15 protein-coding genes are annotated in these 16,076 nt (G+C 31.3%); 8 read left to right on the top strand and 7 right to left on the bottom strand.

Annotated elements, in window-relative coordinates:
- Positions 1–436: 436 nt before the first annotated feature.
- Positions 437–1,279: a universal stress protein gene (locus AC23MC_RS11180; protein ID WP_487568465.1), complete on the bottom strand. Its 843-nt coding sequence runs from the start codon at positions 1,277–1,279 to the stop codon at positions 437–439.
- A gap of 326 nt (positions 1,280–1,605) precedes the next feature.
- Between AC23MC_RS11180 and mnmE the strand changes: the two genes are divergently transcribed.
- The 8 genes from mnmE (at position 1,606) to AC23MC_RS11140 (ending at position 8,291) form a co-directional block, all read left to right on the top strand.
- Positions 1,606–3,027, top strand: coding sequence for a tRNA uridine-5-carboxymethylaminomethyl(34) synthesis GTPase MnmE (gene mnmE / locus AC23MC_RS11175; protein ID WP_487568466.1), 1,422 nt, complete (start codon positions 1,606–1,608; stop codon positions 3,025–3,027).
- Between the two features lie 268 nt (positions 3,028–3,295).
- Positions 3,296–3,862: a helix-turn-helix domain-containing protein gene (locus AC23MC_RS11170; protein ID WP_487568467.1), complete on the top strand. Its 567-nt coding sequence runs from the start codon at positions 3,296–3,298 to the stop codon at positions 3,860–3,862.
- The gene (locus tag AC23MC_RS11165; protein ID WP_487568468.1) at positions 3,855–4,997 is read left to right on the top strand and encodes a tyrosine-type recombinase/integrase; all 1,143 of its coding nucleotides are present in this window, start codon (positions 3,855–3,857) and stop codon (positions 4,995–4,997) included. The genes AC23MC_RS11170 and AC23MC_RS11165 overlap by 8 nt, the downstream gene beginning before the upstream one ends.
- Positions 4,987–5,919, top strand: coding sequence for a hypothetical protein (locus AC23MC_RS11160; RefSeq protein ID WP_487568469.1), 933 nt, complete (start codon positions 4,987–4,989; stop codon positions 5,917–5,919). Before AC23MC_RS11165 ends, AC23MC_RS11160 begins: the two co-directional genes overlap by 11 nt.
- A 176-nt stretch (positions 5,920–6,095) precedes the next feature.
- Complete coding sequence (locus AC23MC_RS11155; protein ID WP_487568470.1) at positions 6,096–6,431, top strand: helix-turn-helix domain-containing protein; 336 nt, start codon at positions 6,096–6,098, stop codon at positions 6,429–6,431.
- Positions 6,432–6,458: 27 nt separating this feature from the next.
- Complete coding sequence (locus AC23MC_RS11150) at positions 6,459–6,872, top strand: hypothetical protein (protein WP_487568471.1); 414 nt, start codon at positions 6,459–6,461, stop codon at positions 6,870–6,872.
- A gap of 2 nt (positions 6,873–6,874) precedes the next feature.
- Positions 6,875–7,561 carry a hypothetical protein gene (locus AC23MC_RS11145; RefSeq protein WP_487568472.1) on the top strand — a complete coding sequence of 229 codons (687 nt, stop codon included), beginning with the start codon at positions 6,875–6,877 and terminating at the stop codon, positions 7,559–7,561.
- Positions 7,551–8,291 carry an ATP-binding protein gene (locus AC23MC_RS11140; RefSeq protein ID WP_487568473.1) on the top strand — a complete coding sequence of 247 codons (741 nt, stop codon included), beginning with the start codon at positions 7,551–7,553 and terminating at the stop codon, positions 8,289–8,291. The genes AC23MC_RS11145 and AC23MC_RS11140 overlap by 11 nt, the downstream gene beginning before the upstream one ends.
- Before the next feature lie 21 nt (positions 8,292–8,312).
- On the opposite strand, the gene AC23MC_RS11135 is transcribed toward AC23MC_RS11140, so the two are convergent.
- The 6 genes from AC23MC_RS11135 to AC23MC_RS11110 are packed head-to-tail and all read right to left on the bottom strand — an operon-like array spanning position 8,313 to position 15,989.
- Entirely contained in the window at positions 8,313–9,803 is a 1,491-nt protein-coding gene (locus AC23MC_RS11135; RefSeq protein ID WP_487568474.1) for a class I SAM-dependent DNA methyltransferase, read from the bottom strand.
- Between the two features lie 3 nt (positions 9,804–9,806).
- A complete protein-coding gene (locus AC23MC_RS11130; protein ID WP_487568475.1) occupies positions 9,807–11,705 on the bottom strand; it encodes a DUF262 domain-containing protein in 1,899 nt (632 codons plus the stop codon).
- Between the two features lies 1 nt (position 11,706).
- Complete coding sequence (locus AC23MC_RS11125; protein WP_487568476.1) at positions 11,707–11,967, bottom strand: hypothetical protein; 261 nt, start codon at positions 11,965–11,967, stop codon at positions 11,707–11,709.
- Positions 11,968–11,973: 6 nt separating this feature from the next.
- The gene (locus tag AC23MC_RS11120; protein WP_487568477.1) at positions 11,974–12,840 is read right to left on the bottom strand and encodes an HNH endonuclease family protein; all 867 of its coding nucleotides are present in this window, start codon (positions 12,838–12,840) and stop codon (positions 11,974–11,976) included.
- Complete coding sequence (locus AC23MC_RS11115) at positions 12,841–14,433, bottom strand: AAA family ATPase (RefSeq protein WP_487568478.1); 1,593 nt, start codon at positions 14,431–14,433, stop codon at positions 12,841–12,843.
- Positions 14,433–15,989 carry a restriction endonuclease subunit S gene (locus tag AC23MC_RS11110; RefSeq protein WP_487568479.1) on the bottom strand — a complete coding sequence of 519 codons (1,557 nt, stop codon included), beginning with the start codon at positions 15,987–15,989 and terminating at the stop codon, positions 14,433–14,435. Before AC23MC_RS11110 ends, AC23MC_RS11115 begins: the two co-directional genes overlap by 1 nt.
- Positions 15,990–16,076: the final 87 nt, after the last annotated feature.

Here is a 16,076-nt window from a genome sequence, read left to right as displayed (position 1 = left end):
AGTAGAATTTAATGTAGTTTCTATTATGAGATCCTTCCTTCGTCAGGATGACAAGATTGCGGGAAACTGCGAATGAAAACTGGGACTGAGACTTTTTTTGCCACAAAGAAAGTAAGGCACAAAGTTTAGGGTTGCGGGTTGAAAGTTGAGGGTTTGGAACCAAAAAGAGGTGAAGTAGAATTTAATGTACTTTCTATTATGAGATCCTTCCTTCGTCAGGATGACAAGATTGCGGGAAACTGGGACTAATAACTGGGACTGCGACTGAAAACTGCTAAATTACACTGAATTTGCGTTAGGGATTGAAGTGGAAACCCCGCAACGGATAGGCCTAATTTTTTACGGGTTTTGTGGGCGACCAACGGAAGCCCAACAAAACCCGATAAAAAATAGGTCTAGCCGTGAGGAGTTGGAACGGAAAGCCCGCCCGAACGCCCTACTCTATTCGACTTTCATGAATGGCCAACAACGGCACTTGAACATGATAGGATAATTTTTGTGTTAGACTTTGTTTGAATAGTTCTTCGAAAAAGCCTCGTTTATAGTTGAGCATGGCTAGCATATCAACATTATAGGTATCTACAAAATTGAGTATGGTTTGCTCAACATTTTCGTCTTCGAAGATATGGAAAACTATATTTTCATCTTTAAAAAGGAACTTCCAGTCTTCGATAACAACCTGATTAACGTCGGTTTTTTTAGTTTTTATGTAAAGACAATGCACTTTTGCATCGAAAAGTTTAGCCAAATTAATTACTTTTTTAAGTGCTTTTAAGTCTTTTTCACGGAATCTTGTGGTGAAAACAATGTTCTGGATTCCGGCATATTCGGAATGTTCGGGAACGCCAATTACAAAAGCTTCTAATTCGGTTATAACTGTTCCAGTATTGGAACCTAGAAAGGTTTCTTTGAGTCCGGATGCTCCTTTTGTTCCCATTACAACATAGTCGATGTTTTCTTCTTTGGATACTTTTTTGATGGTCCAAATTAGGTCGCCATGTTTTAGAATGTTGCTTATTTTTACATGTCCTAAATTATATCTTTCGGCTATGTCGCGGAGCAAAGGAATTTGGTCTTTGAAGTTTTCAAAGTTTTCTAATTCGATGCTGTCATAAACATCTTTGAGCGTATTTGGCATGCCGCCCATGTGCAATTGAGGGAGCTCGTATGCGTGAAGGGTAATTAACTCTGCTTTCATGGCATCTGCCAATTTTAAGGCATAGACAAAAGCGTTGTTAGATGCTTCAGAAAAATCGGTTGGGAAAAGTATGCGTTTCATAATATTTAGTTTATTCGGTTGTCGGTTATCCGTTGTCGGTTGTTGGTTTTCGGTTGTTGGTTTTCGGGAAGAACTCCATCTTCCATTATTATCTTAAAGTAAAGTTAGTCATTATGATTTTAATTTGAACTGATAATTGTCAGTTATAACATTTTATTAAGATTGAAGGAAGTTTGCGGGTTGTGGGTTGTGGGTTTCAGGTTTCGGGTTTCGGGTTTCAGGTTTCAGGCTTCGGGTTTCAGGTTTCGGGTTTAAGGTTTCGGGTTTCGGGTTTCAGATAACCGACAACCGAAAAAAATGCTTAATTTTGCCAAAAATAGATTGTTATGATTTCGAGTGAAACTATTGTTGCTTTGGCAACGCCATCTGGTGCTGGAGCGATTGCTATTATTCGGCTTTCGGGAAAAGAAGCCATTGTGATAGCTGCTAAAGTTTTTGTATCGGTTTCTGGCAAGGATTTGACTAAACAGAAAACACATACGATTCATTTGGGTCATATTGTGGACAATGGGAAAACCTATGACCAAGTATTGCTCTCTATTTTTAAAAACCCGAATTCTTATACGGGTGAGGATGTGGTTGAACTATCCTGTCACGGCTCTACGTTTATACAGCAACAGATTATTCAGCTTTTGTTGCGAATGGGAGCTAAAATGGCTCAGCCGGGTGAGTTTACACTTCGTGCTTTTTTGAATGGAAAGTTAGATTTGTCGCAAGCTGAAGCTGTGGCGGATTTAATTGCTTCTGATAACGAAGCTTCGCATCAAATTGCAATGCAACAAATGCGAGGTGGATTTAGCAATGAAATTGCTCAACTTAGACAAGAACTTCTAAACTTTGCTTCGTTGATTGAATTAGAATTAGATTTTGCCGAAGAAGATGTTGAATTTGCAGACCGAACACAGTTTAATGAACTTTTAAACCGAATTGAGTTTGTGTTGAAACGTTTGATCGACTCGTTTGCGGTGGGTAACGTTATTAAAAACGGTATTCCGATTGCGATTGTGGGCGAACCAAATGTAGGTAAGTCTACACTACTCAATGCGTTATTAAATGAGGAACGAGCGATTGTTTCTGATATTGCCGGTACGACTCGCGACACGATTGAAGATGAATTGGTGATTGAAGGCATTGGTTTTAGATTTATTGACACAGCCGGAATTCGCGAAACTACCGACCATGTGGAAAGTATTGGGATTAAAAAAACATTTGAGAAGATTGAACAGGCTCAGGTGGTTGTTTACTTGGTTGACAGTTCTCAGTTGTCGGTTGTCGGTTCTCAGTTGTCGGTTGAAAAGTTGAAAAGTGATATTGAACAGATTAAAAACAAATATCCTCATAAAACATTGCTTACCATTATAAATAAAAAAGACCTCCTTTTAACTGAAATTCTGGCTTTGTTGGAAAAGGAACTGACAACAGACAACGGACAACAGCAAACACTTTTCATTTCTGCTAAACAAAATATTGGTATTGAAGAACTCAAGCAAACGCTTTTATCTTTTGTAAACACAGGAGCTTTACGGAATAATGAAACGATTGTAACAAACTCTCGTCATTATGATTCTTTGTTGAAAGCCTTGGAAGAAATTCAGAAGGTGAAATGGGGATTGGAGAGTAATTTATCTTCCGATCTAATGGCAATTGACATTCGAGAGGCGTTGTTTCACTTTGGTGAGATTACGGGTGAAGTGACCAATGATGAATTGTTGGGGAATATTTTTGCTAATTTTTGTATTGGGAAATAAATGACCAAAATCACCACTTAAAATTCATTAAAAACACAAACAAAACCCACGCAAAACGTGGGTTTTTTTATGTTTATTAGTTTTGTCATTTTTTAAATATTATTCGCTGTTTTGGAATTATTTGTACCTCCCTTGTACCTCGAAAAAATTTTTTTGATTACATTTGAAAAGTCAATGAAATTTTGGCACTTATTTCCACTTAAATAATACAATCCATTTTAGCCCATTTTAAGCTAGTGGAGAAAACATACCTCAAAAACACAAAATTATGAGTTCAAATCTGAGTATAAAAAAACGGTGCGAACACTGCAAAAATGAATTTTTTGCAAAAACCACAAAAACTCGTTATTGTTCCTTAGATTGCAATCGAAAGCATTATAAAATTTTAGCAAAGCAAAAGAAGGTCTCCGTTGTTGAAACAGCAATTAAGTTCAAAATCAATGATATTACTGAAATAAATAAAAAGGATTTTTTAACAGTCAAAGAAGCTGCCTTTATTTTAAGCATGTCATTGAGAACAATTTATAGATTAGTTGAGAACAAAGAAATCAATGCCTATAATTTCGGTGTTCGAAAAACACTAATACGTAGAAAGGATATTGATTTTTATTTCGATTTAAGTATGAATAATATTGATATTAATAAAGATCATTTAAAAAACATGATCACAACGGAAAACTCCTATTCTATTAATGAGGCCTCCGAGAAATATAATATTTCAACCTCCGCTCTTTACAATCTAATAAATAGGCTTGAAATTCCAAAAAAGCATTACGGAAAATTTGTACTAGTAAAAAAAGCCGATATTGATTCAATTTTTGTAAAACATGACTAAAGTAACGCTTCGAGAAAAACCGCTGAAAACTGATAAAATCAGTTTGTACCTAGATTACTACCCTCCTATTATTGATCCTAAAACTGGGAAAACTACAAGGCGTGAATTTTTAGAACTTCATACTTTTAAAAATCCAAAAAATCAAGAGGAAAAAAAACATAATACGGAAACGCTCGCTTTTGCCAATGGGATACGTTCGAAAAGAGAAGTTCAGTTGCGTAATAAAGAATTTGGCTTTAAGGATAATGTAAATTTAAGTATTGACTTTGTCGGTTTTTACCAACGTATTGTTGATGACTATTATAACAAAGGAAGTAAATCCAATTACCAAGCTTGGAAGGCATCGTTGAATCACTTCTCAAATTTTTGCAGTAATTTGATCATGACTAGTAATTTGGACATTCAGTTTGTCAACCGTTATCGAAGTTATTTACTAAATGTCAATACGACACGAAATTCCGAGAAACCAAAAAAGCTCACACAAAATACTGCGGCCACTTATTTCAAACATTTTCTGTATGTATTGAAACAAGCCTACAAAGAGAATTTCATTGAAAAAAATCTTGCCGAAGATGCCGATTATATTAAGGAGCAAGAAACTCACCGTGAATATCTAACCGAAGAAGAATTAATACACTTATGGAAAACGGATATCAAAAATGTCAAGGTAAAACACATGGCTCTTTTTTCTGCTTTAACCGGATTACGTTTTGTCGACATTAAAAACCTTGACTGGAGTAAAATTTATAACGATCAACACCAAGGACATTATATGCAATTACGGGAAAAGAAAACTAATTCTATTCACAACCACCCGATCTCTGAAACGGCCTACAATATTTTAAAGTCACAAAATACAACCAAAGGTTTAATTTTTGGAGATATAGAATACTCGCAAATAACCAGACCGTTAAAAGAATGGTTAGAAATTGCAAGCATCAATAAAAAGATTTCTTTTCATAACTTTAGACACACCTACGCCACCTTGCAACTGGCCAATGGTAGTGATATTTATACTGTATCAAAATTGTTAGGACATAAAAATGTTTCTACCACACAGATTTACACCAAAGTATTGGACAAAAATAAAATTGAAGCTGCTAACCGAATAAAATTAGATTTAGATGGAATATGAAAAAATTTATAATGATGCTTACTCAAAAGCTCATATTGACGTTGAAAATAACATCAAAGCAGTTTTAACAAACGAAGAAAATTTGAATTATTATTTTTCTGAAAACTATAAAAATATTACCGACGAACACTCGTTAGAAAATGAAGAGGAAAAATTCAATAAAGTAGGAATATACGAGGATTTATACGTAGAATTTGTGCGAGGTAGGAGAAAAATAATAGATAATAAAATAAATAAAGCTTTTGAATTAAAAGTACTACCAATATTCAATAAAAACAAAGAGTTAGTAGATTGTACTTTTGAAGACTTGATTAAAGAAATAGCAAAATATGAAGCGAAGACTGAAATATATCGTTTGCTTTCGAACAACTACAAATTATTTGATTTAATTCATAAATCAAAAGATTACTCAAAATTTGAGATTAAAGAATACAGCGAAGTCTTAGAACAAACTGATATTTACGTTTACTATGACAAAATTGTATATCCATATAAATACGAATCTATAAAGGAACAAACAAATATTATGAATAAAAATGCATCACAATTAAATACTATTAACGAGAATGATATAAAGGAATCAGATTATGAAAAAGAACTCGCTTATAAAATCAGTATTTTAGATGAAGATGAAAAATTGTTGATCTTGCATTCATTGTACAGCGTTATTGATAAATTCAAATACGAGAAAAAAACAATTAACCTTGCAGAGTTTTTAAGGACAGTACTAATCTGTCAAGGTTTAAAAGATTCAAACATATTTCAAGAAAAATATACAACAAAATTTTACAGTAATATCAATAAAGGATTAGACTATTTTACTAATACTAAGAATAAAAGAGAATTACTGGATTCCACATTAAAAAAAATAAAAGATTTTAAGATTCCTGAAGTAGAGAAGTATATAAAAGATTTAAGATAAAGAAAAGTTTTAATCAAAATTAAATCAATAAACAAAATACTTTTTGCAATCTTCAATATATAACACTTTGATTATTATAAATTTAACTTTCTAAACCCTTTCTAAACCCTTTCTAAAAGCAAAATTTTGCTAAAGATTAAAATATACTTTTGACTCAATATTTAAAATTTAAAATAATGAGTCAACAAATTTATTTACTCTCTGACGAAGGAATAAAAGTACTTGCAGAGCTAATTACAAAGAACATCAAAAATGAGTTGCAGCTAACTTCAAATGCAACTAAAGAAGACGAATTCTTAAACATCAATGCACTATCCCAACTAATCGGATTAACTAAGGCTACGATCTACGGCCACGTCCATCGCAAAACTATTCCTTTTATAAAAAAAGGTCGTATGCTAAAATTTTCTAAACTAGATATTCTAAACTGGTTGCAAGACGGAAAAAGTCAATCTAATTCCGATTTAGATACTAAGGTGAATGACTACTTAGCTAAAAAACCTCTGTTTTAACGTAAAACTATCGAAAAATTTACGATAATGGATACATATCATTACACATGTCTGTATTGTGGTAAAACATATATACCGAAAAGACGCAAGAAACAAAAATATTGCAGCAACAGTTGCAGAACGAGAGCTTTTCAAATAAGAAACCCTAAACTTGGATCAAACGTTCCACAAGTTGAAAAAAAATCAGCACCGGTAAAGATTGAAAAAATGAGTATTCCCGGGGTTGGAAATGCTGTGGCTGGAGCTGCAATTGTAAAAATAGCTGAGAATCTATTTACTAGTGAACAAAACAAACCTGCAACAAAAAAAGATATTAGAGAACTGAAAGAGTCAATCATTAGCCGTTATTTTCCCATTCTCAATGTTCCGCCAAATAATTTAGGAGAGCACCCCTTTTTTGATATGCAGATGAAACACTTAGTTTATTTAGAAAAGAGATAGTTATGGAAACTAATACTGAACTAGGCTTTATTATAGTGCCGAGAACTATTCTTGATTGGGAGTGGTATGAACATCCTGATGTGTCACGAGTTTTTTTTCACTTATTACTAAAATCAAACTATACCATAAAAAAATGGCAAGGTATAACCATAGATATCGGTGAATTTGTGACTTCTACTGAAAAGCTATGTAATGCATTGAACCTCTCAAAGTTCAAAGTAAAAAACGCATTGAAAAAACTAGAAGAATCTGGCTATATAAAAGTAGAGACCACTAACAAATTTACTACAATAAAGCTAACCGAGTCTGACGTTTACAAGAAAGAACCATTTAAAAAACAGAAACAAAATGAACATCAAATTGAAAATCAAATAACCACCAACCCAAAAACAATCCAAAATCAAACCGACACAACGAATAAAGAAAAAAAAGAAGAAGAAATTGAAAAAAGTAAAAATATTTTTAAAACAGAAATTTCTAAATTTTCAAATTCATTTTCACAAGATCATTTGGATTCCTTCTATAATTATTGGAGTCAAGAAAATAAGCAAACTGGGCGGCTGAAATTTCAGAATGAAAAATACTGGAATTTAGAGTATAAACTAAAAAAATGGGTGAATTTCTCGAATTCATTTTCAAAATCAGTAGTAACAAGAAAAATTAATAAAAACAGACCGGATGGAAAATAATAACCAAATTAAGAAGTATCTAGAGCAACTAAAAACACAAAAAAATCTACCTGCACAAAAAGTGAACTTCCCTCTTTTTGACAGAAATTTGAACCTAGAAAAATTTTTGGAAATTTTCAAGCTTCAGTACATCATGCTTTATAAAAAAGAATTTGTAGAAATAAATGAGTCACTTGAACTAGTTTCTACATTATTTGATTATTTTACCAAATCTAAAGATTTTATAACTTCACCTCTACTCTATCGCATTAAAGACGTTGATATCTCATTGGACAAAGGTTTAATAATCGTTGGTGGTTTTGGAGTTGGCAAAACTTCAATTTTAAAAACATTTACTGAAATCATAAAAAATATAAGTTTAAACTTCAACCAATATCCAATCAGGATGCACAATACACAAGATATAGTTGAGGAATTTGAATGTGGTGGTTCTGATTCTCGGATAGATGTTATTGACAAATACAGCAAAAGTTATCGGATATTTGATGATGTTAAAAATGAACGTAAAGCGTCAAAATATGGAATAATTGATTTACTAAAAGAAATAATTTACAAACGTTGTGAAAAAAGAAATTTCAGAACAATAATAATTTGTAACTATGACCCTGAACATCCTGATGATATGAATCAAGCTATCGAAAGTTTTTATAGATATGAAGGACAGGTTTACGACCGTTTGTATGAAGCTTTTAATTTTATAGAAATTAAGGGAAAAAGTATGAGAAAATAAATAATCGATCACTTTCTCATTTTACTTCAACCCATTCAACACCGCTCTAAAACTTTCCAATCCCGCTTCAATATTTTCAATAATATCAACAGCCAAAACATCAGGGTCAGGAAGGTTGTCCAAATCAGCTAATGATTTATCTTTTAGCCAAGTGATATCCAAACTGGTTTTATCTCTTGCAATGATTTCATCGTACGTAAATTTTCTCCAACGACCTTCCGGATTGGTTTCAGGATGATAGGTTTCGGTTCGTTTGTGGATGTTTTCGGATTGGTACAAAGTGATAAAATCCCGCAAGTCTTCCAACTTCAACGGATTCTTTTTCAACGTGTGGTGAATATTCGTTCGGTAATCATACACCCAAACTTCCTTTGTCCACGGTTCTTTACTGGAAGGTTTTCCATCAAAGAACAATACATTTGCTTTTACACCATTGGCATAGAAAATACCGGTTGGCAAACGCAAAATCGTATGCAAATTGGTGGTTTCCAATAATTTTTTACGAACGGTTTCACCCACACCACCTTCAAACAATACATTATCCGGCAATACAACGGCAGCTTGTCCTGTGGTTTTGAGCATCGTGCGAATGTGTTGCACAAAGTTCAATTGTTTGTTGCTGGTGGTCACCCAAAAATCCTGACGGTTATAGGTCAAGTCTTCTTTTTCCTGTTCACCTTCGGCGTTGGTAAAGGTCATACTGCTCTTTTTACCAAAAGGCGGATTGGCTAAAATGTAATCATACCGTGTGCCTGAATCGGTAATCAACGAATCATTAGGTGAAATAAAATTATCCGAATCAATATCCCCAATGTTATGCAAAAACAAATTCATCAACGCCAAGCGTCGTGTACTCGCCACAATTTCATTGCCAAAGAAGGTTTCATATTTCAGGAATTGACGAGCTTCTTTGTCCAGTTCTCGATTGGCTACAATCCAGTCATACGCCGCCAAAAAGAAACCGCCTGTTCCACATGCCGGATCGGCAATGGTTTTCATCGGTTCGGGACGTAAACATTCTACCATCGCTTTGATTAACGGGCGAGGGGTAAAGTACTGTCCGGCTCCACTCTTGGTGTCTTCTGCGTTTTTCTCTAAAATACCTTCATAGATGTCGCCTTTGTCTTTGACGCCCATCAAAATCCAGTTTTCGGCATTGATGAGGGCAATGAGTTTATACAGCTTTGCCGGGTCTTGTATTTTGTTTTGGCTCTTCACAAAGATTTGCCCCAAAATACCTTTTTCTTTAGCCAGCTCTCGTAGCATGGTGTTGTAATGCAACTCCAACTCACTACCGCTTTTACTGGTTAAGGTTTCCCAAGCAAACTCACTCGGGATGGGCATCGTTCTATTGTGTGGCGGTTTGGTGTATTCATCGGCCATTTTAAGGAACAACAAATAGGTGAGTTGTTCCAAATAATCGCCATAACCCACGCCATCATCACGAAGGGTTTGGCAAAAAGCCCATACTTTGGAGACGATACTGGAAGTGTTGGTGTTTTCTATGCTCATAGTTTATTCAAAATCAATTATTTCTTCTATTGTTTCTATTGTATTATCTTCAAACTCATATTCATTACCACCAGGGTGAGGATATTTTTTTAAAAATAACTCATTAATCCTCCATCGTGATTTAAGAAATTTATATAACTCCATTTCTCTTTCTTCAATTTGTATTTTACCAAAGTTATCATAAGATTTTGAAACCTTATTTTCACTATAAGAACCTACTTTATAACTATCTCTTTTAATTGGATATTCATAGTTTTTTAATTGACTATTTTTATCTGAAGAAATTAATAAAAGGTTACCTAAACTATGCATATAATTTTTTATTTCATTTTTAGGAATTTCTTTTATTGCTTCTTTCCAGTAACTATTTGTTGGAGATTGGGGTAAAATGTGTTCAATACTTTTTACTGTTTGATTGGCAAAGTTATATTCAACTTTCAATGATTGATTTTTTCTTAAATGTTCTTCATATTCATATAAAAAATATGATAATCCAGACCAGCTATAAAAACCGCTTTTTTTAGTAGACACAAATAATTCATCCTTTTCTAATTGAAACCTTCTCTCATCACCATGAACATCAATATACCATGCTAAGTAGTATAATGCAATCTTTTGATGATGACTGTCTAAATAGTTTTTGTGAAATATATTACATATTCTAAAAATGTCGTTTTTACCAGTATCAGAACGTTTTTTATTCATTGAAAATAATCTAAATGAATAAATTTCAGCTAATTCACATAATTCTAGTACAAATTCTGGTTTTGTTTCTAAAAGCGGAAAAAATGAAAGTATCATTGGTCGAATCGTACTATTACTAATTCTATTTAGCTTCATTAAAATGACTACTAATTTTTGTTTAACATTATTATCTCCAATTTGAGAAAAAGAATTGGCCTCTTCAGGATAGTTTAAATGTCTCCATATTAAAGATGTTTCAGCAAGTGAATGAATATATTTTCTGATTTCAGACGCCATTAAATTTGGATTCTTAATCATTTCACTAATGGTGAAATAATCATCTAATATTTCAATTTTAGTATTATTGTCTTTTTTCCATCCTTTGTATATAATCCAATGATTAGCTAAAAAAGTGTTTTCATTTAACACAACATTCGGCAATGTCAGGTTTTTAAGAATGTGACTCCATTTCGTATTTATTAATTTGCTTAACTCTAATAATTCAGATTTTGTTTCATCTGTTGATGGAACTTTTGAGGTAAGATATAATAATCTATTTTTAACAATTTCTAAATTTGATAAAACAATACCTCTATTATTCATAGTTTCAAAAACAACTCCAATTTCTGTTCCATCAACTAATACAAATTCATTAAAAACAAGTTTTTCTTCTATTGCATTTAAATAATTTAGTAATGAATCTAAATCCTTTTTATCTTTAAAAAACTCAATAATTGTGGATTTTGCATTATTTAGATTTCTTGTATAGATATTTTCATCTAGAGAGGATTTTTTCTCTAATTCTAAGATAACTGATCTAAAATAATCATCACTAATTTTATCAATTGCATATCTAAAAATATAACTGTCTTTATTTTTTAAATACATTCTAATTTTATCTAAAGCATCATCTTTGGTACTTTCATGTTTAGTTAGCTCTTTTAAAAGATATGATAAAATTAATATTAAAGTAGTAAATCGTTGTTGACCATCTACTACATGATAATTGGTGAAATTATTTACTCCAACTTTTATTTTATCTGCTTGAGGATGAATATTAATAGTTCCCATGTAATGGGGCTTATTGAGTTGAATAGCATTAGAAACATCTATCAATAAATCCAACACGTTTTTTGATTGCCAACTATATCCCCTTTGGTAGTCAGGAATTGTATAAATTTTATTATTAAAAAAATGCGGAAGTGGTACTAACTCCATATTATATTTGTATAGTATTAAATTGTTTCTGTATTAAGTATTCTTGTGCATCATAAGTTGTGAAATTACTTGGGTTTGGGTCAAGTTCTACCCCATTAGCATATAAGTTTCCCCATGAAATTAATAGTTTACAAGGGTAAATAGTTCCTTCATAATTAATTGCCCATTCTCTTGCACCTCTTCTTGGAGGTATTCCTTCCCTTTCTATTTTAAGCATGGCTTGAAAAATATGCTCCCGTTTTATATTGTTAGGTATTGGCATTTGTAGTTATTGTATTAATGCTCTTTTTAAGTTTTTAAGCCAACTCGAATATTTTTCTGTATTTGCATCTATGCATGCCCAAGCAACTTTTGAAAAAGGAGCTCTTTTATTTGTTATTTCTAGTAATGTATCACAAGCTTTTCTTAATATTGCCATTCTTTGATGCTCATTTACAGACGTTAATATTGCTTCATTTATATCAATTAGTTCATCTTCACATTTTTTCCATACTTGACTTCTGTATAAACTCAATTGTTCTAAATCTAAATGATAAAATAGTATAGATTTTTCAGCTCTAAATTTATCGATGGCTGGTATATCAGATTGAATAATTGGCTCGCCATTTTTATCAAATGATAATAAGGATACATCGTAAACATTTTTAGGATCAAGTAAGATTGGAAGTTCATTATTTAAATTATCATTAAAATCAGCAATAATACTTCCTCCATCAATATTCAAGGGAAAATAGTCACCTTTGCCTTTAACATCTTCATCAAATCCTAGTCTATCTCTTCTTCTTTTGTTAACTAAACCACCTGCTAATCTGTAATTTCTCCAATCATATGTTAGCCACCAATACCCATTTGGTACTAAAATGTCTCCGTTAAATTGTCTAGAGCGATTTTTTGGTCTAAAATGATCTATTTCAAAATCTCCTGCACCAGGTGGAGCTTCTGAATACCAACATTTTGATTCTGATAAATTAAACATTATTTCTTGAAGAGCATTCCATGGGGTATTATCTCTAATAAATGTTTTACGTTCATCAACTGTCATTGCAGACATTTGATTTACATAATCTGCAACTAATGCTTCATAAGTTTGAATCTCAATTTTATTTGCTAAATCTTCTAATCTTATATGTCTCATTTATTGCTCTGTACTTTTTCTTTCTTTCATAATCTCTTCTGCTACTTCTTTTGAAATTCTTTCTATCTCGTCTAACTCATGCTCATTCAAAATAGACTTTTGAAAAACTTCATGTTTACTAGTTAATTCAATAAATTTATTAAATCTGGAGTCCATACTAACATCATAAAAGCCACTTTCATTTAATTCATTAACTAATTGATAATATTCATTTATTTCAATTTCTGAAAGATTCCCTGAATCAATTAAAGTTTGCAAATATCTTTTCCTATTTATTTTGTCTTCTAATTCTTTACTAACAGTAGACGGAAGTCCAAATAATTCACTTGTCAAAATTCCTGCAACACTTCTAGCTTTTGGGTCAATTTCTGGTTCTTCAATATTGATTTGACCATCTTTATCTGTTCTAAAAATTCGAACTTCTTCTTTTTTAAGTCCACCAATTACTAATGGATCGTGAGTGTTAATTATAATTTGGGTTGATTTGGGACGTTTAACAACCTTATCAATAAATTCTAAATATCTCCATTTCCAAATTGGATTTAAATGTGTATCGGGTTCATCAAGTAATATCAAAGAATCTTCTTCGTTTGTAAATTTTAAAAGCCCTAAAACAGTCAGTAATTGCTGTTCTCCTTCACTTAATTCTTTAAATGTTATACTTCCATCAACATTTTTCTTTTTAACTTTTATTCTTACTTCTGAAATTAATTTTGAGATATATGTGCTTTCTAGTGCCTTAAACAAAGATGAATTACTAGTATAAGTATCTGCAAGTTCTTTCAGTTTTTCTTTTCCTTTTAAAAATAAAAATAATTGGTCTTGTGGGTCTACTTCATCAAAATCAATTCTAACTTTCTCATGATGATAAATTGGAGCTAATGAAAGTTCCCACAGTTTATCAAGAAATGGTCTTACTAATCCTTTTGCAGTCCAAAAAATATCATCAGGATTATCTTTTAATCCACTATTAGCCCAATCTGGCATTTTTAAAACAAATAATATTGATTCAATATCCTCAATGTTTAGTACTTCTTTTAAAAAATTCAAACTATCTTCTTCCTCATGAGTGAAGTAAGCCAATAAAACAAAATAAGAATGGACTAATTGAACGTAGAATAGTTTTCTTAAAGAGTCAAGTTCTTCTTCTTTGAAATCTTCTTTAATAATTTTTTTGTAAAAATTCTTTTGATGATCCCAAAAGTGTTCTTTTAATTTATTGCTTAATCCTGAGTAATATGTAAAAACATATTTTGGCTGATATAATATTTTACTTTCTTTTGAAAAAAACGACTTTAAACTTTTTATTTTCTCATCATTAATGAGAATTGCATAAGAACCATTTGTTGATGTAATATTTACTTTTTTATCTTTAATACTATAAATAATATTATAATTGAAATCAGTTGAAAGTCTTTTAGTTTCGGTGCTTAAGTCTAAATATTTGAAAATAAGAATTAATGCTTCCATGAAATTCGATTTACCTGATGCATTTTGACCAAGTAAAACAGTTTTCATTTCATTTTCATCTAAATCGATATTGAACTTTTTTAAGTTCTTATAATCTTCTATATAAACTTTATCAATTCTCATTAGTTCTTTATTAATTCAATAAATGTTTCTTTACCGTCTCGAATTGTTTCTTTGATTTTACCTTCATCAAGAAGAACTTTTAATTGAGCATAAAATGAATCTATATCATTTTTATGAATTGAGGATTCCCATAAAGTTTTTGATGCTACTGGCTCACTGCTTTCGGATAATATCTCAATTATATTTTTTGATTTTTCTGGCATTTTTTGTTTTTTTTTTAAAAGAAATTTTAATCTTTCCTTTTCCAATTTATAAGATTTTATTTTTGCTTCTTTTATTTTTTTAATTAATTGACTACCTGTTTCTTCGTTTGTGACTTGATTAATAAGTTCTCCAGTAAATGCTTTATTTAGTATACTTTGTTTTAATGCTTCTGCTTGAACTAAATTATGTAATATACTTTCTTCCATTTTTTGAGCAATACCCAATCGAGTTTCAATTTCATTTACAATAATAGTTTGTTCCTGATAATCACAGTATAAAACATCAAAATTCCTTAATGAACCTAAAGCTAATGTTTTTTGAGCCGTTCCTGTAACAGTTTCTTTTGCTTGATTAAATATTTGTGGTGACTGCAATAAATAAAATAGCCATTTTTGACTAATTGTATCTAATGGTCTTACCAAACCAATATGCCGTTGAAAACAAAAATCTTTTTCATAATCAATTATAATTGGTATACCAAAAGAACCTGTTACAGTGTATAATACATCACCTTTCTTAGGCTTCCTATTTTCTTTTAAACCTAAATAGTATTCAGTACTTACTTTAAAAGTATTTGTAAAATCTATCTTATTATTTGATTTGTTGACATTAGATATTGTTATAAAAGGAATTCCTGTTTCTGATTTTGGAGGTGCTTGATGGTCACCATCAGAAATATATTGTGCGATTTCTTTTAACTTAACCCATTTCCACTTTTTGGGAAGCTCTCCTTCTTTTATTTCCTTATTTGTCAAAGTTCCATCAAATGCCCATTTCAAAACACTTTGTTTATAAACTTTTAATTGCAATAGAGAAGTATTTAAATCATTTATTCCATTTTCAATTTCACTAAAAAGTTCATCTAATTTCGAAACAATCTTTATTTGTTCTTTAAATGGTGCAACAGGGACCAATATTTTCTTTGCATTTTCATCATTTAAAGCTGATTGAGTTGAACCAGAACATAGTTCATCTTTAATTTGATTGAATGTTGATGATATTAAATAGTAGTAAATATATTTACTACTTAACATGTTTTCAATTCCTCTAATCTGAAAAAAACCAGTTGAAAAAAGCTGTTCTTCAAGATTTGAATTAATTATAATAGCTTTTTGAGTGTTTTTCATTCTAGCTTGTAAAACATCCCCTTTCACTCCAATTCTATTTGCTCTTGATGGTTTCTTGTCAAAAGTATATTCTCCTTCTTCAATTAATGATTCTTCTTTTATACTTCCTGTGGAATAATATTTTTTCAACCCTTCATAATACTGGACACCAGTTTTAATAAATGGTAAATCATCAACTAATGACGCCATTTCCCAATGTTGGGGTATATTGTTTTTATTTTTCATTATGCTGCTAAAACCTCATTTAATTCATTAATAATCTTATCCGTTTCCTCCCCAAACAACTGCCACATTTTATATAAATTAATGATT

This window comes from Flavobacterium sp. T50_26 (assembly GCF_057652995.1).
This window is presented reverse-complemented; position numbering and strand designations above follow the sequence as displayed.